The sequence below is a fragment of the Corynebacterium pilbarense genome (assembly GCF_026930265.1).
Taxonomy (GTDB): Bacteria; Actinomycetota; Actinomycetes; order Mycobacteriales; family Mycobacteriaceae; genus Corynebacterium; species Corynebacterium pilbarense.
The window spans coordinates 24,569-44,541 of record NZ_JANRML010000013.1 but is presented as its reverse complement, the minus strand read 5'-3'; the positions used below and the strand labels follow the sequence as shown (position 1 = coordinate 44,541).

Sequence of the window (19,973 nt, the reverse complement as noted above, 5' to 3'; positions counted from 1 at the left end):
GGTGGGCCGGGTGAAATCAGCGAGCAGAACCAACAACGCCGCCGCCCACGTCGCGGCGGTGGTCGTGACTGCCTTGGTCGTGCTCGCGTTCACGGTGGGCAAGGCGTTCGTGTCCATTCCGGGGCTGTGGTCGGCGGAGGCGCACCAGCTCAGCCAGGTCCGCCTGAACCCGCTGGAGACCTTCGAGCACGCGCGCGTGTGGTGGGGGCCGTGGCTAAACCTGTTCGGCAACATCGCGCTGTTCGCCCCGGTCGGCTTCATCGCCCACCGCGGCTCGGTAGCACGCGCGGTGCTGGTGGGGCTTGTGTGCAGCCTCGGCATCGAGGTCACGCAGTACCTGTTCGCGTGGGGCTACAGCGATACTGACGACGTGCTCTGCAACACCGCCGGGGCGGCGCTGGGGGCCGGGGTGGCCGGAGGGACGTCGAAAAGCAATCGCGCAACGGTGCTGTGGAGCATCGCCGCGGCCGGCGCGGTAGTGCTCACCGTGTGGGCGGCGCTAGGGTTGAGCGCATGAGCGAGCGCGGATGGTTTACCAGGCGGGTCTTCCCCGACGGCGGGGAGCCCGACCCGCGCTTCACGCTGGCCAACGAACGCACCTTCCTCGCCTGGACCCGCACCGCGCTGGCGTTTCTCGCGGGCGGGATCGCGCTGGAGGCGTTCGAGCTGCCTGGCATCGAACCCGGCGTGCGCCGCGTTGCAGCCGCCGCAGTCATCATGATCGCCATGGCCATTTCCGCAGGTGCCGCGGTGCGCTGGGTGCGCATCGAGCGGGCCTTGCGTCACGACGAGCCCCTGCCCGCCCCCGCCATCATCCCCGTTTTGTGCGTGGTGGTGTTTGTCGCGGCGGTGGTTGTGGCGGTGAGCCTGCTCGCATGATCGCCGTCGCCGATCCCGGCCTGCAGGCCGAACGCACCGCCATGAGCTGGACGCGCACCGCGCTGGCCATGCTCGTCTGCGCGGCGACGCTTTTGCGGTGGGCCGGTGCTTACCCCGCGCTGATCGTGGTGGCGTCGGTGGCGTTGGCGGCAGGTGCGCTGGTGATCGTGGCGCTGAACCGGCGGGCGTACCGCTTCGAGGCATCCGCGCTTGCCGACGAGCGCAGCGAACCCAACGCCGCAGCCGTGTTCCTGTTGAGCGCGATGACGCTCGGGACCGGCGGGCTGGGTCTGTACCTGGTGGTGTCAGCGGGCGGGCTCTCGTAACGGTTGACAATCCGGCGATTGTGGCGCTCTATTTCCCCAGGTCGCGAAAACGAGCCGTTAACTTTTACGAGCGCCGACCGCTGGTGTAGTGGTCGTAGTGCATCTCCAGCAGCTGCAGGCCCTGCTCGGTGCAGAAAATCTGGGCAGGGGCGGTTTCGCGAAGGATGCCGAAAGCCTCCAGCCAGAACAGCCAACTCTCCGCCTCTGGGTTAAGCGGTTCGTCGTCGACGACCCACTCCACGATGGAACGCCAAATTTCCTCGCCCATCAGTTTTTCAAAGCCGAGGCGGATGTTGTCGGCGGCCTTGGGAATAGGGTTGTCGTGGTTGAGAAAAGCCAGGCCTGCTTTGGTGGGGGTCAGCTCGCCGCCGCGCTTTTTCAGCAGGCGGGCGTCGAGGAGCAGGTCAGCGACAGTGTTGGGAAACGGCAGCTCCGTCAGGTCGCGCACTTCCACGGCGAACGAGGCAGGCATCCCCCCGTGCTCGTACGGCACCCCGGGGGAGAAAATGCGCATGAGCTCGGCGAAAACATCGGTGAGATCGGGTAGATCGTCGAAGGAGTCTGGCCCGAAGCCGGGGAAGCCAGGCACGCCCGGCACGCTCTGTACCGCCGGCGGACCAGGCATGCTCGGCACGTCGGGAACCTCCACCCCGTCCGGCCCGCCGAGCATTTCGCCGAAGAACTCGGTCACGGCATTGATCATGGTGGGGTTGCGCTCCGGGTGCGGGTCCATGTCGATGATCTGGAGCAGGTCCGGGCGGGACTGGAGGAAGTCGTCGAAGTGCTGGGCCAGGCCGGGGCCATCGGTGCCTTCATCGGCGGCGGCGACTTCGTCGAAGAACATCTCCTCGGCGACGTTGCCGATGCGGGTGGCCACGGAGACCGGGTCGGCCTGTGTCATGCGGTCGAGCATGCGCTCCGGCGGCATGACGGGCAGGTAGGAAAACATCAGGGTGATGGTCTCCAAGTCCGGCTCGATGCCGGCGGCCAAAAGGCGGGCCTGGTGGCGGAAGGTGGTCATCAGCTCTGGCCCCGAGCAGGCTTCGACGACGTCGGGCCCGGCTGCGTCGATAAGCATGGGCGTAGGGCCCTCGATGTTGGAGGGACCCAGAACCTCGACATGGATGTTCCAATTGGCCGCCGGGTCGTAGACGTAGGTCATGGGCCGCATCTCGGCGACGGTGAGCTCGTCTTCCTGGTGCTCGCCGGGGCCGGGCGCGGCGGTGTAGACGGAACGCTGCGCGCCTTCTTGGCTGACGTAGAGGTGGGTGGCGGCGCCGGTGAAACCGAGGGAGGCGTCGATGATCTGGGAGAGTTCGCCCAGCGTCATGGTCTCTTCGACGTTGACGCAGCGGGAAATTTCGGGCGAGGTGCCCTCCACGAACATGAGCACTGAAACGGTCATACCGGCAACCTTACGGCCTAAACTACGAATAGGAAGGCGCACACCACGGCGGTCACCGCGCCCGCGGTCAGCGGCACGGCGGTGCGGCGGACCACGTCAATCGGGTTGACCTGGAGCGCACCCGCGACGATGAGCACCGCGGCGTTGACCGGGGAGGCCTGGCGCATGGTGTTGGAGGCGGCCCAGATGGAGGTGAGCATCTGCGGGGCGGACACGGCGGAGTCCGCCGCGATGCCCGGCACCATCTCGGAGAAGGCGAAGTAGGGCGCCACGCCGGAGCCGGTGAGCAGCGCCATGGTGGCGGTGGCCAGCACAAACACCAGCACCATCAGCACGGCGGCGCCGGAGGATGCCTGCGCCAGGTTGGTCAGACCCTCGATCACGCCCATCTGGGTGATGCCCTCCACCAGGATGGCGGCGGCGACGATCAAGGAAACCACACCGGCTGCACCCTCGCCGAGGCCCTTGAAGAACTCCTGCAACGAGTCGGCGGCGTAGTTGACGTCGCGCAGCCGGATCGCCTCGATGATCATGGTGATCATCAGCGACACCACGGTCACTGGCAGGATGCCGGCCTCAAACGAGATGACGCCGAGGCGGTTGAGCGCCGCGGAGACGATGATCAGCAGCAGCGGCAGCAGCGGCAGGATGGCGTAGAAGCCGGGCAGGCCCTCGGCGCGTTCCACGGCTTCGCGGATGCGGCGGTCGGACTCGTCGTCCCTGGCTGCCTCAAGCTCGGTGTCCGACGCGCCAGCGCCGGACTTGACCAGGTCTTTCTTATCGCAGTGGTGCTGCCACCACATGTGGGTAAACGCGATGACGATCAGCGCGGGGATGGTGGCTTTGGCCACGTTGCCGAAGGTGAACTCGGTCACCGACATGCCGGTCAGGTCCGCGGCCTGGATCAGGCCGGCCTCCAGCGGCGACGGGGCGATGGTGGAGGCGGTGGCCACGATCGCGCCGACGGTCAGCGGCGTCAGCCCCGCGGCGATCAACGCGGGCATCAGCGTGGCCACGAGCAGCAGCGACAACGCACTGGCGGAAGGCACGACGAAGGACAGAAGCGTCGCGACGGCAAACCCGATGGGCACGAGCCAGTAGGAGCCGTGGAAGCGGCGCAGCGGGCTGGACAGCGCCACCACGGTCTTGGCATCGGCGCCGATGTGGCGCATGTAGCCGACGAAGCCGAACAGCACCATGATCGCCATGCCGGTGCCGGCGAAGCGCGACTTGAACAGGGACTCGATGATCAGCAGCTCGTCGTAAAACGCGTTGCCGGAGGATTCGATGTCCGCGGTGGAGTGGTCGATACGCCCGGTAGCTGCGGCGATCATGAGCAGCAGCACGCCGACGGCGAAGATGGAGGAGGCCGCGTGGACCTTCCTGGCAATGAAATAGCCGACGGCGATGACGGCGAGAATGGCGAAGAAAATATAAAGCACGCTGCGATTATGCAGCGTGAAACCGCACCCCGCAGGGTGAATGCGCAGGGTGTGGCAAATGTCTCCGCAAAGCCGGGTAAATTACGCCGGCTGGCCGCCCAGGATGAGCACGTGGGCGATGTTCTCGGAGCGGTTCTTCAGCCCCAGGGTGCGGTGGCCGGCGTCCAGCATGCCGGCGGAGTGCGGCGGCACCGGGGTGTTGTTGACGGTGATGTCGCCGTCGGGGGCGACTACGGCGTACTGGAACTCCTCGTACACGGTGACCGCCAGTTCGGTTTCAGGCGCGATGGTCAGCTGGGCTGCCACGCAGGGCTCGCTGGTTTCCACGGTGCCGGCGCGGCCGAACATGCGTCCGGCGAAGACAAAGGCCTCACCCGCGGATTCGGTGGTCACGCTACGCAGGCCAAACGCGTCCGGTTGGGCGCGCTGGATTTTGTCGGGGACCGCTTCATCGCTGATCAGCACTTGCACCTGTGCGCGCTCGAGCACACCGCCGAGGCGTGCGGAGCCGTCGTGCCGCCAGGCAAAGGATTTGCAGCCCGCGGGAGTGTCGTCGGGTCCGCCGAGGCCCCTGAGGAATGCGACCCCGCGCCAGGGGCCAGCGTTCAGCTCAATGAATGACATGGCGGCCAGCTTATATGATCCGGCGCTGCCGGGCTTCCTCCACGGCCGCGGTGCGGTTGTCCACCCCGAGTTTGGAGTAGATGTGGATCAGGTGCGTCTTCACTGTCGCCTGCGAGATGAACAGCTGCTGGGCGATTTCCTTGTTGGAGGCGCCGGTTTGCAGCGCGCGCAGCAGCTCAATCTCGCGCGCGGACAGCGTCTCGGCCGGGTTGACCAGCCGGTCCGCCAGCACGTTGGCCACCTGCGGCGAGAGCACTCTTTTGCCTTGCGACGCGCTCCGCACCGCCTCATACAGCTCTTCCTCCGGCGCGTCCTTGAGCAGGTAGCCCATCGCCCCGGCCTCCACCGCGGCGACCACGTCGGCCTGGGTGTCGTAGGTGGTCAGGATCAACACCGGCGGCCCGCCGGCGGCGACCAGGCGGCGCGTCAGCGCGATGCCGTCCGCGCCGGGCATCTGGATGTCGGAGACCACCACGTCCACCCCCTCGGGCACCTCGGCGCCGCCGTCGGCGGCCTCGGCGATGACTTCCACGCCGTCGAAGGAATTCAGCACGGCGCGCAGGCCAGCGCGGACGACCGGATGGTCGTCAATAAGCATGACGTTCAGTGTCATCCGTTCTCCTCCACAGGCAGGGTTGCGGCGAGGACGTTGCCTTCCACCGTGAGCTCGCCACCGACCTCCTCCACGCGGGCGCGCAGGCCCTTCAGGCCGTAGCCCTCGGGCCCGGTGATGCCGCGGCCGTTGTCGAAGACGTCGATGGTTGCGGTCGCACCAAGCCTATCCACGGTCACCACCGCCGACGAGGCACCGGCGTGGCGCACGATGTTGCTCAAGCCCTCGCGCACGACGCGCTCCGCCACCGATGCGCAGGGTTCTGGCAGGTCAACGGCCTGGACGCGGACCTCGAGCTGCTCGCCGAGCGCTCGCTGGCGGTCCTGCGCGTGGCGGGCCAGGCGCTCCAGGCGCACCGGCAGCGTCTCGCGTGCAGGGGTTTGCGCTTGCGTGCCGGCGGAGTTCTCGGCGACGAAGCGGCGCGCCTCCGCCAGGTTGTCGGAGGCGGTGGAGCGGATCACGTCCAGCGTCTCCCGCGCCGGGTCGCCCTGCGTGAGCTGTTTGTCCATCGCGCGGCCCAGCAACACGATGGAGCTCAAACCCTGCGCCATGGTGTCGTGCACCTCGCGCGCCAGGCGGGCCCGCTCCTCCGCCACGCCCGCGGCGTGCTCGGCCTTTGCCGCCTCGCGCTGGGCGGCCTTGAGGTCCTCTGCCATCTGCCGGTAGTGGTCCGCCTCAGCGCGCAGCGCCTGGTAGGCGTGCACGATGATCACCGCCAGCACGGTGCCGATGGTGGGGCCGATGACCGCGCCGGGCCCGCCGCCCGGCGCGGTGGCGGATAGCGCGACGGCCAAAAACGCCGCGGTGGCCGCGAGCTCCCACCACGTGGTCAAAGGCACGCACGCCAGCATGACCAGCGGGAACTCCAGCCACACGAACTCCTCGGACATCTGCACCAGCCCCACCCACAGCGCCGCGACCACCGCGAGCCAGGCGTACGGCGCCCATGCCGGGTAGTCCTTGCCGTGGAAGTGCCAGACGGTGCCGGCCATGTACACGCAGGCGAAGGTCAACGGCAGGGCTAGAGCTGCCAGCGGGGCGTCGCCACGCAGCTGCCCCACAAGCCCCACCGCAAGCAGCACGGCGACGAGCACGTGCAGGCTCACGCGCAGAAAATCGAGCAGACGGGTGGTGGACAACATGCGTCTGAGCGTAGATCAACCGATCGGTTGACCGGGATTTCAACCGCCCGCGCGATGTGGAGCAGTGCAGGTCAACGGCAGGATTGAAGCCATGTTCGTAGGAATCAGAGAAATCACGTCAGCCAAGGGGCGCTTCGGGCTGATCGCAGGCACCGTGGCGCTGATTACGCTGCTGGTGGTCGTGCTCACGGGCCTGACCGCCGGCCTGGGCAAGCAAAACACGTCCGCGCTTGAGGCGTTGGACCCGAAGTCCGTGGTCTTCCAGGACCCGGACGACATCTCGTTCACCACCTCCCGCGTCGAGGCGCGCGACGGGCTCACCCCGCTCGGCGCCAGCCAGATGCTCATGACCAAGGACAACGGCGAGGACGCGGCCGTGGCCATCCTGTCGCTGCCGAAGGGCACCGAGCTTCCCGGAGGGCAGCAGCTTTCCGACGAAGCCGTGGCCGCACCCTCCCTCGAAGTGGGCGAGGGCGAGACCGTGACCGTCGCGGGCAACGACATCACCGTCGGCGCCATCGGCGAGGACCTCGCGTTCTCCCACTCCCCCGTCCTGTGGGTGCCCACCGGTTTCTGGCAGGCCGCAATGCACACCGGCGCCGACGGCTCTGTGCTGTTGGCAGACCACGAGGTCGACGGCGGAGTGGGCCTGAAGGAGGCCTTCGCCGGCCTGCCGGCGTACTCCTCGGAGCAGGGCTCGTTGAAGCTCATCCAGGGCTTCCTCTACGCCATCGCCGCGCTGGTGATCATCGCCTTCCTCACCGTGTGGACGATGCAGCGCACCCGCGACCTGGCCATCCTGAAGGCCATCGGCGCATCCAATAAGTACCTGCTCAAGGACGCTCTCGGCCAGGCAGCGGTAATCCTGGGCATCGGCGCGCTCATCGGTGGCGTTGCGGCCTTCGGCCTGGGCCTGCTCATGCAGGGCGGCGCACCGTTCTCCCTCAGCGCGCTCACCGCGATCGCTCCCCCGGTTGCCATCTGGGCGCTGGGCATGGTCGGCGCCCTGATCGCTACCCGTTCCATCTCGAAAGTTAACCCTCAAGCGGCTCTTGGAGGTGTCGCATAATGCTCGAACTCAACGATGTCACCGTCGCATTCAAGGACGGCCAGGAAATGCGCACCGTCCTGGACCACCTGGAGTTCACCGCCAAGCCCGGCGAGATGACCTTCATCGTCGGCGAGTCCGGCTCCGGCAAGTCCACCCTGCTGTCCGTGGCAGCCGGCCTGATCACGCCGGACTCCGGCACCGCGAAGCTCAACGGCGAGGTGGTGGACAACGATGTGCGCCGCGACAAGATCGGCATGATTTTCCAGCAGGCCAACCTCATCGCCGCGCTGAACGTGCGCGACCAGCTTCTGGTCACCGACCACATTCGAGGACTGCGTCCTCGAAGGGAGAGGGCGGAGGAACTGCTGGCCACCGTCGGCCTGGAGGGTCTGGGCGACCGCCGCATCGGCGAGATGTCCGGCGGCCAGCGCCAGCGCGTCGGCATTGCACGTGCGCTCATGGGCGAGCCGGCACTTTTGCTTGCGGACGAACCCACCGCCGCCCTCGACGCCGACCGCTCCCAGGAGATCGTGCAGCTGCTGCGCCAGCTCACCACGGAGCGTGGCATCGCCTGCGGCTTTGTCACCCACGACCGCTCCCTGATCGAGAGCACCGACGAAGTCTTCGAACTCGGTGTCAACGCCCCGGCCTACGCCTAAACTGGCGCGAGTGTTCTACTGCGCCCCCGGCCCCGCCCCGCTGGATCCCACCCTGCTTGCCAGGGAGATCGAGCGCAGGGCGGGGCTTTCGTCGTGCGAGCCCCAGGTGCGCACCCTTCCGCAACTGCCTGACGACGCCCTGACGGCCGGCGACGGATACTGGCTGGCGGGGCGCAGTGTCGTGGATAATCTGCGTGCTTTGGATAGCAACGTCGTGGCGTACGCAGTCGGCGAGGCGTTCATCGTGACCTCGCTGCAGGAGATGGGCTCGACGATGCTGCGCGGCCGCGACCTTGTGCGCGTGCCGCACGGCATCTTCCGTGTGCCAGAGTGGGGCCAGCGCACGTATGTTGCCGGCGAGACCGCCGAGTTCCTGCGCCGCTACCTCGAATTGGAGGCGGCCGGGCGGTTCATAGAACCCGCGCGCTACCGCAGAAGGGACCGGGAGCGCGTGGCCATGACGGTAAACGCCAACGCGCCGAGCACCGCCGTGGACAGCAACGTGCCGCCCAAGTAGCCCAGGTCCACCGTGGCGGCGCCCAGCGCCGAGCCGGACGCGATGCCCACCTGGAAGGTCACCACGTACACCGAACTGACCAAATCCTGGTTGCGCTGGCCCGCGAACAGGAAGATCGTGGTGGCCACCGTGGGCAGCGCGCCCGCGGCGATGCCGAAGACGACGATCACCGCGAACATGCCGATCCCCGTGCCATAGTGCAGCGCGAGCAGCCCCGCGATGCCGGAGGCCACCAGCGTGGCCGTGGCAATGCCGTTGAGGCGGATCATGCGCGCATCCACCAGGCGACCCGACAAGGTCACACCGACCAGCCCCGCGATGCCGTAGACAGCCACACCGTAGGGCACGAACCGGTGGCCGGCGGTGGCCTCGATGAGCAGGGCCAGGTAGGTGAAGGTGACAAAGATGGCCATCACTGCCAGCACCAGGTAGATGACCAGGGACGGGATGGCCGACTGCGTCGCCTTCGCGCCGGTCTGCTGCGCCGGTGGCCTAGCGGGCAGGCTGGGCAGGGAGATCACCAGCATGACCAATGCGCCGACCACCGCGGCGCCGAGCACCCAGGTGGAGGCGCGCCAGCCAATCGCGGAACCCATTGCCGTGGTCAGTGGCGAGCCAACCACCATCGACAGCGTCGAACCGAACGACACCGCAGCGACCGCCTTGCCCATCTGCCCCGGCGGCGCAATGCGGGCAGCGACCGGGTTGACCAGCGACCAGAACAGACCGTGGGTCAACGCCGCGGTCACACGGCCCGCCACCAGCGTGGCGTAGCTTGTTGCCGTGGCCTGCAGGACAATGCCGCCGAGGAGAAAGACCAGTGTCGCAATGAGCAGGTAGCGCCTGTCCACCTTCCGCGTGACGTGCATCAGCGGAATAGTCACCACCGCCACCAGCCCGGCGTACACGCTCATGAGCAGGCCGATCTGGCCTTCGGAAACGTTTAGGTCCCGCGCCATCGGCGAGATCAGGCCGATGGCGAACATTTCGAACGTGACGTACACGAACGCGGCGAAACTCATCGCCGCCAGCGGGACAACAGGAAACTTGGCGGTCTGGTCGGTGTTGGGCACCCGGTTAAGTTACGACTGCTGGTCAGCCAGCGCAAACGCTGCGCCCGCAGCGCCAAGGGCCACCAAGATCGCCACGATCACACCGATGATCGCACCCGTGCTCGCGGAGGAGCCGCCGGACGTGGTGTCCGCGGTCTGCTCCGTCCTGTGGGTGGTCTGAGACACCGTCAGGCTGGTCATCTTGTCGGTGGTCACCGTCGTGGTGACGTTACCGTTGACGAGAGTGTGGGTCACAGTGTCCTTGCTCTTGCCGGCCTGTCCACTCGGCACCTCGTAGGTGCTCGTCGTCGGCGTGGTGGTCGGGGCATCCGGGTTCGTGCCGTCGGTAGGCAGCAGTGCGTTGCCGCCACCTTCGGCGCAAGTCTTACGGGCCTCTTCGAACGCCACCATCAACCGAGCCACACGACGCGCCTGTTTCACATCCGGCAGCTGCTCGTAGGCATCAACCCATGCCTCAACCTGGTCCTTGGGCATCGCCGGGTAGTCACGCGACTGCTGCTCAATCAACTCATCGCGGTCTGGAATCAGCGCGAACTCTGCGAAGCCGTCCCGGGCTGGCACCGTGATCTCGCCGCTTTGCACAGCGTTATCGACGATGTCCCAGTACTTGGTCATGTCGAACGCCTGGTGGTCACTGACCGCAGCCGAATTCCACACCTGCGTGAAGTACGCGCGGGAAGAATCGATGTCTGCGCCGGTGCTTTCGGCGACACGCTGCGCCCACATCTCGATGTTGGCTTCGAGGTTGCTGTTGAAGTAGGTCACGTAGGATCCGGTGTACAGCTCCAAAAACGGCGCGACGGAATCCGAAGCGGCCGGGTACAACTGCTCGAACGCGGAAGCCCAGCGGGCCCGCTCATCTACCGCACCGATGCCGACATTGCGGTCGAGCGAGTCAATGAACTTACGTTCAGGGTCATTTACCTTCAACGAGCACACGCCTTCGCTGGGCTCGCCCACGGTAGCGGCACCGGCGGAAGGCACGACAAGCGCCGCCGCCGCCGTTGCGGCTGCGCAGGTGAGCGCTACTATCCTCCGATTTTTTAACACACCGTTAGCGTAGCGCAGGGGGATGACTGCTCAGCATTCGGAAGATGGGTGACATGGCTCTCTTGTACGGCCTGAGCCGTTTAAATTCGGGGAAAGTGCAGGTTGCCGGAACGTTAACTCAACCTTCTAAGCAAAATAAAAGGTTAATTTTCACCATTCGTACGCCCTTTAAGGGGCATTTTCGCTTGTCGAGTGGTAAATTACGCGCTTGTAATTCAAAGGTATTTACGTTTTTTATGCGAGTGGGTCGTGGGGCGTTCTCTTTTGCGGTTTCTGCTGTTTTCTGGGGGTTCTTGCGGGGTTTCGGCGGTTTGCGGTATTCGGCATTAAGCGGCGATTATCGAGATCCTGAAAGCTGGATCCGCGGTTATGGGGCGGTCGGTACAGCATCCAGGCGGTATCTTCCCTGAGCTTGCGGACTCCGCAACTCCGCATTGCGGACAATCAAGCGGGGACCAACTATTGGTCTGCACCCGCCAAATTCGCGCCGGGATGTCTGGGTCGGTGGGCTGTTTCCAGCTACAAGGGCCCAGCTATTCGACGTAAAACGGCGATTGTTGAGGACCTGATAGCTGGATCCGCGGTTATGTGCTAGCCCTTGCCCGCGATGCGCGAGGCGATGTCGCGGGCGAAGGGGCTCACACCGCCGATGGTGCCTGCGCCCGGGCCGTTCAACGAGTCGAACCCAAGGACGAACAGGCCCGGCGTGTCCAGGCCGTGCTCCAGACCGCGGACGGGCGACAGTGCGGGGCGAAAGCCGGTGGCCCAGATCAGCACGTCGAAATCCGACAGCTCGTCCAACGACCCGACCATGGGCTCGGCGTCCAGCAGGTCGAGTGATCGGGCGCGGCGGACTTCGGGGACGAGGACGATGTCGCCGCCGAAGTCGGCGCCTCCGGGATCGTCCTCGCCGCGTGAGATGGCGACGAAGCGCTCGCGGTTGCGGCGGAAAAGCTGCTCGCCGTCGACATCCTCGGGCATGAACGCGGGCGGTCGACGGGTAAACCACTGCACGTCGACCCCGGCTAGGCCAAGGTCGGCGACGATCTGTGCGCCGGAGTTTCCGCCCCCGACGACAGCGACGCGCTGCCCGGCGAAATCCTCCGGCCGCCGGTAGTGAGCCGAGTGCACCTGCTGCCCCGCGAACGAGCCGGGGATGAAGGGCACAAACGGTGCGGACCAAATGCCGGTGGCCATCACCACGTTGCGGGCGGAGTGGCCGTTGAGGTGGAAGGCGGAGCCGTCGTGACGCACGTGTTTGACGCGCTCACCTCGGCGGATGGGCAGGTCGTAGCGCTTTTCGTAGGCGGTCAAATACTCAACGACGTGATCGCGCGGCGGGTACCCGTCGTAGTGGGGCATGGGCCAGCCGGGAAGGTTGGAAAACTCCGCGCGGGAGAACAGGGTCAGTGCGTCCCAGTAGTGCGGCCACGCCCCGCCGGGGGTGTCGGAGGCGTCCAGCACCACAAAATCCGCGCCGTATTTGCGCAGGTAATACGACACGGCCAGCCCGGATTGGCCGGCGCCGACAACGACAGCGTCAAGCATTGGTCATCACCGCCGTGGCGCTACGGATGTGCTCGGCGATGCGGCTGGCGGGGGCGGTGGCCTCGCCGAACGGGGTGTCGGCCGCGAGCGCGGCTGCCAGGGCGTGGATATTGGCGGAGTGGTTCAGGGACTCGTCGACCTCCGTGGCCAAAAAGCCCGGATCGCCCAGTTGCGCGGCCGCGTGCGCCATCCGCGCCCCTGCGAGGCCGGAGAGCACGTCTCCGGAGCCCGGGGTGGCCGCCCAGGAGTGGCCGGCATCGATGGCGTAGGCGGTGTCGTGCCCCGGGGTGGCGACCAGGGTGGCCCGGCCCTTTCGCACAACGGTGCAGCCCAACTCCCTGGCCAGGTGCAGGGACTCCACGAAGCGGTTCGAGGCGGGCAGCCGTGTCGCCGCGAGCAGGCGCGCGAACTCGCCGTCGTGGGGTGTAAGCACCGTCGGATGCTCGCGGGCGGTGGCCTGGGCGAGAAGGTCGGGGTGCTCGGCGAGGAGGGTGAGGCCGTCGGCGTCGATAAGCACGGGCACTTCCTGGCGCAGAATCCAGGCGAGCTCGTCCGCCGCGACCTTGTCGGTGCCGGCACCGGGGCCGAACACCCACGCCTGCACCCTTCCCGCTTCTTCGAGCTTTTGCGTGACCACGACCTCCGGGTGTGCCCGCACCACCTCAGCGGCCTGCGGCCCCACGTAGCGCACCATGGACGGCGTGGCGTACAGCGCCCCGGCCACCGCCAGCAGCGCCGCTCCCGGATACTGCTCGCTGCCAGCGCGGACGCCCACTACTCCCCCGCTGTACTTGTCGTCCGCGGGCTGGGGCGCCACGGTGTAGACACGCGCTGGCTGCATGGGTTCGAGCGGCGCGCTGAACTTCATGCGTGGCGGCACGGCGCGGCTGGCGTAAAGGAGCAGGGTATCGCCCAGTTCACCTTCGTCGCTGAGCTGCTCCAGCGTTTCGGAGAGCGTCTCCTCGCCGATGCCGATGTCCGCGAGCAGCTGCGTGCCGCACGCGGGATTCAGCACGTGGGCGCGGCGCCACCCGCCGAAGGTGACGGTAGCGTCCGCGTGAACGTGCAGGTCCGCCCCGTCGCCGGTGTCCGCGTCGATGCCGGAGGGCACGTCCACGGACAACACCTTGGTCAGCGGGAAGTCGATGAACTCCACCACCTCAGCGAGATCCCCGCGCAGGCCGGCGGTGCCGCCGATGCCGGTGATGGCGTCGATGGCCAGTACGTAGTCCCACGGGCTCTCCGGCATCGCGTCTAACACGGTGCCGCCAGCGCGCCGGAACGCCTCAAGCGCAGGCTCGTGCGCGCTACCGGTGGTGAGGTAGGCGTCCACGTCCTCCCCCTGCTCGGCAAGTTCCGCGCCGGCGTAGAGTCCGTCGCCGCCGTTGCCGCCCGGGCCCGCCAGCACCAGGATTGCACCGTCGCGGTCTGCCGTGTCCAGCATGTCTCGCGCCGCCTGCGCCACAGCCGCGGCGGCACAGCGCATCAGCTGGTCGGGCTCCGTCTGGCTCTCCAGCAGCGGTTGTTCTGCCTGGCGGATGTGCTCCGCGGTCCAGGTGAAGTCGTGCATGCGTAACAGGGTACGCGCGGTTCACAGTGCCTGGCAGGACGGGCAAAAGAACAGGTTGCGGCCCTCAAACTGCTGCTTTTCCACCGGGTGCCCGCACACGTAGCAGGGCTCGCCGGCGCGGCGGTACACGTAAACCTCTCCCCCGTGGTCATCCTCGCGCGGGGCGCGCTCCATCGCCTCCGGCGCGTGCTCGGGCCGCACTGTGTCTATGCGCCCGGTAGCCACGCCCGCGGCCATCAGCGAAACCAGGTCGGACCAGATGGCGTCGAAACGCTCGCGCCCAAGCTCCCGGCCCGGAGTAAACGGGGAAATGCCCTGGCGAAACAGCGGTTCGGCGCGGTAGATGTTGCCCACGCCGGCGAAGTAAGCCTGGTCCATCATGAGCGAGCCGATGGGGCGCCGGGAGCGCCGCACCCGCTCGAACAGCGCGTCCGGGTCCGCCGCAGGAGAGAGCGGGTCCTCGCCCGCGGCGTCGAGGATCGCTTGCTGCTCCGCCGGGGTGACGTAGGCGCATTTCTGCGGGCCGCGCAGGTGCGCTGCGGTATCGCCCGCTCCCCCGTCCGGCACCAGCCGCAGCCGGATCTGGCCGCGCAGCGTGTCCGCCGGTTCGAAGGAAAACTTCCCTATCAGGCCCAGATGCACGTGCACTGTCGCGTCCGTGAACTGCAAAAACAGGTGTTTGCCGTGGGCTGACGCGTGGGTGAGCGGAGTGCCGTCGATAAGCGAAGGCTCGAAGCGCCCCTGCGGCGAGCTCGCGGAAATTGGCGCGGGGCGGAAGTCCGCGTTGAACCGGCGCGCAAGCCGGTGAATCACATGACCCTCAGGCACGGGGGCTGACTGTACTATTGCTCCCATGCCGTATGAGATCGGGTTCGACCGCGAAAAATACATTCAGATGCAATCCGAGCACATTCAGAAACGGCGCGCCGAGGTGGGCGGCAAGCTCTACCTGGAAATGGGCGGAAAGCTTTTCGACGACAACCACGCCTCCCGCGTCCTGCCCGGGTTCACCCCCGACAACAAGATCGCCATGCTGGACCGGATCAAGGACGAAGTGGAGATTGTCATCTGCTTCAACGCCGGCGACGTCGTGCGCCAGAAAATGCGCGCTGATCTGGGCATCACCTACGAAGACGACGTGCTGCGACTTGTGGACGTGTTCCGCGACCGCGGCTTCTTGGTGGAAAACGTGGTGGTCACGCAGCTGGAGGGCCACAACCAGAACGTCGAAGCGTTTGTGGAGCGCCTGGCGCGCCTGGGCCTGAAGGTCTCGCGCCACTACATGATTGCGGGCTACCCCAACGACACCGAGAAGGTGGTCAGCGAGGAAGGCTTTGGCCGAAACGACTACGTGGAAACCTCCCGCGACCTGGTGGTGATGACGGCGCCGGGGCCGGGCTCCGGCAAGCTGGCCACCTGCCTGTCGCAGGTGTATCACGAGCACAAGCGCGGCATCGACGCAGGTTACGCCAAGTTTGAGACGTTCCCGATCTGGAACCTGCCGCTTTCGCACCCGGTGAACCTGGCGTACGAGGCGGCGACGGCGGACCTGGACGACATCAACGTCATCGACCAGTACCACCTCGAGGCCTACGGCGAAAAGGTGTCCTCTTACAACCGCGACATCGACGTCTTTCCGCTGCTGAAGACGCTGCTGCGGGAGGTCACCGGCTCAGATCCCTACCAGTCGCCTACAGACATGGGCGTGAACATGGCGGGCTACTGCATCTCCGACGACGCCGCGTGCCGCCACGCCGCCGAGCAGGAGATCATCCGCCGCTACTACGCCGCGCTTGTGGACGAGCGCCGCGCCGACGCCGACTCCACCGTCTCCGACCGCAACTTCAACGTGATGCGCAAGGCGGACCTTTCCGTGGAAGACCGCGTCGTGGTCTCTCCTGCGTTGGAGGTGGCGGAGCGCACCGGCAAGCCGGGTGCGGCGCTGGAGCTGCCGGACGGACGCATTGTCACCGGCAAGACCTCCGACCTGCTCGGCCCGTCAGCTGCGGTGCTGCTCAACGCGCTTAAGCTGCTGGCCGGAATCGACGACGACGTGCACCTGCTCTCCCCCGATTCCATCGAGCCGATCCAGACGCTGAAGACCCGCCACCTGGGCTCGGTGAACCCGCGTCTGCACACGGACGAGGTGCTCATCGCCCTGTCCGTGTCTGCATCCAGCAACCCGGACGCGGCGTTGGCGTTGGAGCATTTGCGCAGCTTGCGTGGATGCGACGCGCACATCACCACCATCCTGGGGTCCGTGGACGAGGGTATTTTCCGCAACCTGGGCGTGTTGGCGACCTCGGAGCCGAAGTACTGGAAGAAGGCGCTGTATCACAAGCGCTAAGTTTTTCCACACAACCATTGCGCTGGTTTCGGTTGTGGTTTATCGTCGGGGCCATGCGGGTACAGCAATCTCCGGTGGAAGACGCGCTAGCCGAGCTCAACAATAACCTGGCTGTCGCACGCACGCAGGAAAAAGACCACGTCACGCTGCCGAAACAGACCGCGGTATGGGTCCGCGACCTGCTCGAGGACCTCGCCGAGGGCCGCCTGGTGCGCCCACCAGAGCCGGACGAGGAGATGACCACCCAGCAGGTGGCCAACCTGCTGGGCGTCTCGCGCCCGTTCGTGGTCAAGCTCATCGATGACGGCAAGCTGCCCGGCCACAAGGTGGGCACCCACCGCCGCGTGTACACGCGTGACGCCCACGCGTTCAAGGAAAAGCGGGGGTAATAGACTGCCAGGCATGACCAGCAAGATCCTGCTCTACTACAAGTTCCAGCCCATCGCCGACCCGCAAGCGGTGCGCCTGTGGCAGCGGGACCTGTGCGAAGGTCTGGGGCTGACAGGCCGCATCATCGTGTCCAAAGACGGAATCAACGGCACTGTCGGCGGCGACATCCGCGCCTGCAAGACCTACGCCAAGAAAACCCGCGAGTACTTCAAGGGCATCGAATTCAAGTGGTCCGAGGGCGGGGCGGAAGACTTTCCCAAGCTCAGCGTCAAAGCCCGCGAGGAAATCGTTTCCTTCGGCGCGCCGGAGGAGCTCAAGGTGGACGAAAACGGCGTGGTCGGCGGAGGAGTGCACCTCAGCCCGGAGCAGGTCAACCAACTTGTGTCCGACAACCCCGACGCTGTGTTCTTCGACGGCCGCAACGCCCGCGAAGCCGAAATCGGCAGGTTCAAAGACGCGGTGGTGCCGGATGTGGAAACCACCCACGACTTCATCAAAGAGCTGGACTCCGGCAAGTACGACTGGATGAAGGACAAACCCGTCATCTCGTACTGCACCGGCGGGATCCGCTGCGAGGTGCTCTCCAGCCTCATGATCAACCGGGGGTTCAAAGAGGTCTACCAGATCGACGGCGGCATCGTCCGCTACGGCGAAAAGTTCGGCAACTCCGGATTATGGGAAGGCTCGCTCTACGTCTTCGACGACCGCATGCACACCGAGTTCGGCGCCCCGGGCGACCCGGACTACGTCCAGCTCGGCCACTGCGTGCACTGCGGGGAAGCCACGAACCAGTTCTACAACTGCGCCAACGAGCCGGAATGCCGCCGCCAGTACCTGAGCTGTAAGGACTGCCGGGAGAAAAACCCCTACTGCGCGGAGTGCACCCAGCGCGCTACTGCGTCGCCAAAATCCCCAGCGTGACAATCAGCCACGCCATGGTGAACGGCACCAGCGGGATCCAGAACACGCCGATCCAGGGGACCCAGCGCTCGTAGCGGTTCAGCTTGCGCACGGTGATCACCGCGCAGCCGAGCAGCCCCACCACCGGCGGGATCGAGGTGGTCACGGCCCACCACGTGCGCCAGGACTCGGTGCAGAGCCAGGCGGAGCTGCCGTCGCAAAGCGGGCCGCCCTGGGCCCTCGAGATCACCGCAAGAATCAGCGCCAGCAGTAGGGTAGTGGCCACCGTGCCCAGCGCAAACGCGATTGCTTGGCGGGTGGAGCGGCGGTTGTTGCGGTCCACCTCGAGCGGATCCGGCTGGTCCGCGAGCTCGTCGAAGGAGCGCGGCTCCGGCCGCACGCGCGAAAAACGGTCGGCGGGGGAGTGAAGGTCGTTCTCCGGGTGCTCCATAGCGCCCAACCTACTGCGCCTTCGCGGCGTGCGGGCACACCACCACCGGCACTGAGGCGTAGCGGATGAACTCGCCTTCAAGCGTGCCCACAAACACGCTGGTGAACTGCGGCGACGGCTGGGTGCCCAAGAACATGATGTCGCCCTTTTTCCACTTCACCGAGTCGATGGAGCGCTTCCAGCTCTTTGCCGCAGAGACGGAACTGGTCACGTCGAAGGTGTCGCACGCCTCCGGCGCGAACTCGGCCGCGAGCTCCCACGCGCGGTCGCGGGCGTGGTCCAGCATGCCCAGCGTCTGCTCGTTCCAGGCGGAGGTGTGCTTCTCGTAGGCGGTGGGGGAAAACGCGATGATGCGCAGCGGCAGGCCCAGCTTGCAGGCTGTCGCGGTGGCGTAGTCCAGGCCGGAAAAATCCGGCTCCATCGGATCGTCGCCAAGCACAATCGCATAGGTGACGCGGGTGAGCCCCTTCTTGGACAGCTTCACCCCGCGCGGCGCCAAGCCCAGCGGGACGGGGCAGGAGCGCATCATCTCGTCCGCCACGCTGGAGGGGCGGAACCGGCCCTTCGGCGTCTTCGCGCGCGAGCCCATCAGGATCAGGTCCGCGCCGAAGTCGTTGGCGGTCTCATGCAGGGAACGCACGATGTCCTTGCTGTCCACCAGGCGGGACACGTCCTCCGACCACTGCGAGCGCGGAATGTGCTCCTTCAGCGCCTTTTCCACGCGGGTGTCGAAGGTGGCTTGCGCTTCCTTCATGCGCTTCTTGCGGCCCTTGGAGGCCTTGGGCAGGGACTTCGACCACTTGGACTGGGTGCTGGACATGACCTGCACAGTCACCGGCAGCGAGCGGCCGAGCCAGGCGGCGAACTCCACCGCTTCGGTGTTTGACACGTCCCAACCCACGAGCACACGCACGGGCAACGCGACGTTGGGGAAATTGGCGCCGTCAGCGCCGGGGGAGCTGCTCAGGGCCTTCCTCCTTGGCACGTGTCCGCGTATGCGAGTTTTCGGGTAGTAAACACATCATAAACATGTGCCCCTGCCACGGGAAAAGGGGCTAGTCCGCGGACCCCGTGGCGTATGCGCGGGCTAGGTCGTTGAGGACCCCGGTCAGCGAGTCCAGCTTCTCCAGTGCCTCCGCATCGAGCGCGTTGAGCATCTGCGCGAGCGAACGGGTGCGCTCGGCGCCGACCCGCTCCAGCTCCTCGCGGCCGAAATCGGTGAGCTCAACAGACACCCCGCGGCGGTCGTCCACTGAGCGCACGCGGCGCACCAGGTCGCGCTTTTCCAGCTGGTTGACGGTGTTGGAGGCGGTGGGCAGGCGCACGCCCTCTTCCGCGGCCAGCTTGCTTATGCGGGTGGGGCCGCGAAAACCAAGCCGGTGCAGCACGGACAGCTGCGGGCCGGTGAGATCGGAGTTTTCCGCGTTGCGGAAGTACGCCACGTACAGGCTGGTCAGTGCGGGGCGGATGTCCGCCGCGATCCGCATGGCCTCCGCGGAGGGTTCGTCGTGCGCCACCTCTATGCACCTCTTTCTTCCAAGTCTTTACCAAAATCTAGCAGCTAGGACAGGGGTTATGATTGCCAGGATGTTCACGTACGAGCACGAGGTGTCCCACGAGTGGCAGCGCCGCCAGAGGCTGCGCGAGTTCAAACGGGGGCATTTGCCTATCGACGACGTATGCGACGCCGATTTCCTCCTCCGCGCCGCAGCGCAGCACCACGGCGAGGATTCCGCCCGGCCCTGCCCCGTGTGCGGGGAAGGGATGCGCGACGTGCGCTGGGTCTACTCCGAAAAGTTGGGCAGGCGCACAGGCACCGCGCGCAACGAGGAGGAGATAGACAGGCTTGTGGCTGAGGTGGGGCCGCTGACCGTGCACGTGGTGGAGGTCTGCCCGGCGTGCAAGTGGAACCATCTGTTACAAGAAGTCACAGCAGTACCAGTAGTGTGAATCCGAACTGGGCAGGTAGGGTGTCCGGTAGGAATT

General features: G+C 66.4%; 24 protein-coding genes. 11 read left to right on the top strand and 13 right to left on the bottom strand.

Annotated elements, in window-relative coordinates; all coding sequences use genetic code 11:
- Positions 1-10: 10 nt before the first annotated feature.
- Genes NUW87_RS09455 through NUW87_RS09445 form a run of 3 tightly spaced genes read left to right on the top strand, consistent with a single transcriptional unit; the run spans position 11 to position 1,205 of the window.
- On the top strand, positions 11-517 hold the full coding sequence (locus NUW87_RS09455; RefSeq protein ID WP_269028234.1) for a VanZ family protein: 507 nt from the start codon (positions 11-13) through the stop codon (positions 515-517).
- Positions 514-879, top strand: coding sequence for a YidH family protein (locus NUW87_RS09450; protein ID WP_034996572.1), 366 nt, complete (start codon positions 514-516; stop codon positions 877-879). Before NUW87_RS09455 ends, NUW87_RS09450 begins: the two co-directional genes overlap by 4 nt.
- Before the next feature lie 41 nt (positions 880-920).
- Entirely contained in the window at positions 921-1,205 is a 285-nt protein-coding gene (locus tag NUW87_RS09445) for a DUF202 domain-containing protein (protein ID WP_439099504.1), read from the top strand.
- A 64-nt stretch (positions 1,206-1,269) separates the two neighbouring features.
- Here the strand turns inward: NUW87_RS09445 and NUW87_RS09440 are convergent, their stop codons facing one another.
- From NUW87_RS09440 to NUW87_RS09420, 5 genes are all read right to left on the bottom strand, one after another.
- Entirely contained in the window at positions 1,270-2,610 is a 1,341-nt protein-coding gene (locus tag NUW87_RS09440) for an IS1096 element passenger TnpR family protein (protein WP_051106182.1), read from the bottom strand.
- A gap of 17 nt (positions 2,611-2,627) precedes the next feature.
- Positions 2,628-4,052: a C4-dicarboxylate transporter DcuC gene (gene dcuC, locus NUW87_RS09435; RefSeq protein ID WP_034996569.1), complete on the bottom strand. Its 1,425-nt coding sequence runs from the start codon at positions 4,050-4,052 to the stop codon at positions 2,628-2,630.
- 81 nt (positions 4,053-4,133) lie between these two features.
- The gene (locus tag NUW87_RS09430) at positions 4,134-4,676 is read right to left on the bottom strand and encodes a pirin-like C-terminal cupin domain-containing protein (RefSeq protein WP_269028233.1); all 543 of its coding nucleotides are present in this window, start codon (positions 4,674-4,676) and stop codon (positions 4,134-4,136) included.
- 10 nt (positions 4,677-4,686) lie between these two features.
- Positions 4,687-5,289 carry a response regulator gene (locus NUW87_RS09425; RefSeq protein ID WP_239218739.1) on the bottom strand — a complete coding sequence of 201 codons (603 nt, stop codon included), beginning with the start codon at positions 5,287-5,289 and terminating at the stop codon, positions 4,687-4,689.
- Positions 5,286-6,431 (bottom strand): sensor histidine kinase, encoded by a 1,146-nt coding sequence (locus NUW87_RS09420; protein ID WP_269028232.1) that lies wholly within the window; start codon positions 6,429-6,431, stop codon positions 5,286-5,288. The genes NUW87_RS09425 and NUW87_RS09420 overlap by 4 nt, the downstream gene beginning before the upstream one ends.
- A 91-nt stretch (positions 6,432-6,522) precedes the next feature.
- Between NUW87_RS09420 and NUW87_RS09415 the strand changes: the two genes are divergently transcribed.
- Genes NUW87_RS09415 through NUW87_RS09405 form a run of 3 tightly spaced genes read left to right on the top strand, consistent with a single transcriptional unit; the run spans position 6,523 to position 8,658 of the window.
- Positions 6,523-7,500 (top strand): ABC transporter permease, encoded by a 978-nt coding sequence (locus NUW87_RS09415; protein ID WP_269028231.1) that lies wholly within the window; start codon positions 6,523-6,525, stop codon positions 7,498-7,500.
- Complete coding sequence (locus NUW87_RS09410; protein WP_239218733.1) at positions 7,500-8,141, top strand: ABC transporter ATP-binding protein; 642 nt, start codon at positions 7,500-7,502, stop codon at positions 8,139-8,141. The genes NUW87_RS09415 and NUW87_RS09410 overlap by 1 nt, the downstream gene beginning before the upstream one ends.
- 10 nt (positions 8,142-8,151) lie before the next feature.
- A complete protein-coding gene (locus NUW87_RS09405) occupies positions 8,152-8,658 on the top strand; it encodes a hypothetical protein (RefSeq protein WP_269028230.1) in 507 nt (168 codons plus the stop codon).
- Here NUW87_RS09405 and NUW87_RS09400 read toward each other — a convergent pair.
- Together NUW87_RS09400 and NUW87_RS09395 are read right to left on the bottom strand one after the other, a co-directional pair.
- A complete protein-coding gene (locus NUW87_RS09400; protein WP_272508813.1) occupies positions 8,568-9,680 on the bottom strand; it encodes an MFS transporter in 1,113 nt (370 codons plus the stop codon). The two genes, NUW87_RS09405 and NUW87_RS09400, sit on opposite strands and share 91 nt — an antisense overlap.
- Before the next feature lie 60 nt (positions 9,681-9,740).
- Positions 9,741-10,715, bottom strand: a complete 975-nt coding sequence (locus NUW87_RS09395; RefSeq protein ID WP_269028228.1) for a hypothetical protein — start codon at positions 10,713-10,715, stop codon at positions 9,741-9,743.
- Between the two features lie 119 nt (positions 10,716-10,834).
- On the opposite strand from NUW87_RS09395, the gene NUW87_RS09390 reads away from it, so the two are divergent.
- The gene (locus tag NUW87_RS09390; protein ID WP_269028227.1) at positions 10,835-11,191 is read left to right on the top strand and encodes a hypothetical protein; all 357 of its coding nucleotides are present in this window, start codon (positions 10,835-10,837) and stop codon (positions 11,189-11,191) included.
- Between the two features lie 181 nt (positions 11,192-11,372).
- On the opposite strand, the gene NUW87_RS09385 is transcribed toward NUW87_RS09390, so the two are convergent.
- From NUW87_RS09385 to NUW87_RS09375, 3 genes are read right to left on the bottom strand one after another with little or no spacing between them, the layout of a single operon-like run.
- Entirely contained in the window at positions 11,373-12,329 is a 957-nt protein-coding gene (locus NUW87_RS09385) for an NAD(P)-binding domain-containing protein (RefSeq protein WP_269028226.1), read from the bottom strand.
- Complete coding sequence (locus NUW87_RS09380) at positions 12,322-13,899, bottom strand: bifunctional ADP-dependent NAD(P)H-hydrate dehydratase/NAD(P)H-hydrate epimerase (protein WP_269028224.1); 1,578 nt, start codon at positions 13,897-13,899, stop codon at positions 12,322-12,324. The genes NUW87_RS09385 and NUW87_RS09380 overlap by 8 nt, the downstream gene beginning before the upstream one ends.
- A gap of 21 nt (positions 13,900-13,920) precedes the next feature.
- Positions 13,921-14,727, bottom strand: a complete 807-nt coding sequence (locus tag NUW87_RS09375; protein ID WP_269028223.1) for an Fpg/Nei family DNA glycosylase — start codon at positions 14,725-14,727, stop codon at positions 13,921-13,923.
- A gap of 25 nt (positions 14,728-14,752) precedes the next feature.
- Here NUW87_RS09375 and NUW87_RS09370 point away from each other — a divergent pair, with 25 nt between their 5' ends.
- From NUW87_RS09370 to trhO, 3 genes are read left to right on the top strand one after another with little or no spacing between them, the layout of a single operon-like run.
- A complete protein-coding gene (locus NUW87_RS09370; RefSeq protein ID WP_269028222.1) occupies positions 14,753-16,246 on the top strand; it encodes a DUF1846 domain-containing protein in 1,494 nt (497 codons plus the stop codon).
- 53 nt (positions 16,247-16,299) lie between these two features.
- Entirely contained in the window at positions 16,300-16,635 is a 336-nt protein-coding gene (locus NUW87_RS09365) for a helix-turn-helix domain-containing protein (RefSeq protein WP_269028221.1), read from the top strand.
- 13 nt (positions 16,636-16,648) lie between these two features.
- Positions 16,649-17,557, top strand: coding sequence for an oxygen-dependent tRNA uridine(34) hydroxylase TrhO (gene trhO / locus NUW87_RS09360; RefSeq protein WP_269028220.1), 909 nt, complete (start codon positions 16,649-16,651; stop codon positions 17,555-17,557).
- Here the strand turns inward: trhO and NUW87_RS09355 are convergent.
- From NUW87_RS09355 to NUW87_RS09345, 3 genes are all read right to left on the bottom strand, one after another.
- The gene (locus NUW87_RS09355) at positions 17,529-17,987 is read right to left on the bottom strand and encodes a hypothetical protein (protein WP_269028219.1); all 459 of its coding nucleotides are present in this window, start codon (positions 17,985-17,987) and stop codon (positions 17,529-17,531) included. The two genes, trhO and NUW87_RS09355, sit on opposite strands and share 29 nt — an antisense overlap.
- A 10-nt stretch (positions 17,988-17,997) precedes the next feature.
- A complete protein-coding gene (locus NUW87_RS09350) occupies positions 17,998-18,972 on the bottom strand; it encodes a universal stress protein (RefSeq protein ID WP_269028217.1) in 975 nt (324 codons plus the stop codon).
- A gap of 70 nt (positions 18,973-19,042) precedes the next feature.
- A complete protein-coding gene (locus NUW87_RS09345) occupies positions 19,043-19,504 on the bottom strand; it encodes a MarR family winged helix-turn-helix transcriptional regulator (protein WP_336296920.1) in 462 nt (153 codons plus the stop codon).
- 58 nt (positions 19,505-19,562) lie between these two features.
- On the opposite strand from NUW87_RS09345, the gene NUW87_RS09340 reads away from it, so the two are divergent.
- A complete protein-coding gene (locus NUW87_RS09340; protein WP_269028215.1) occupies positions 19,563-19,937 on the top strand; it encodes a DUF5318 family protein in 375 nt (124 codons plus the stop codon).
- The last annotated feature ends 36 nt before the right edge of the window (positions 19,938-19,973 follow it).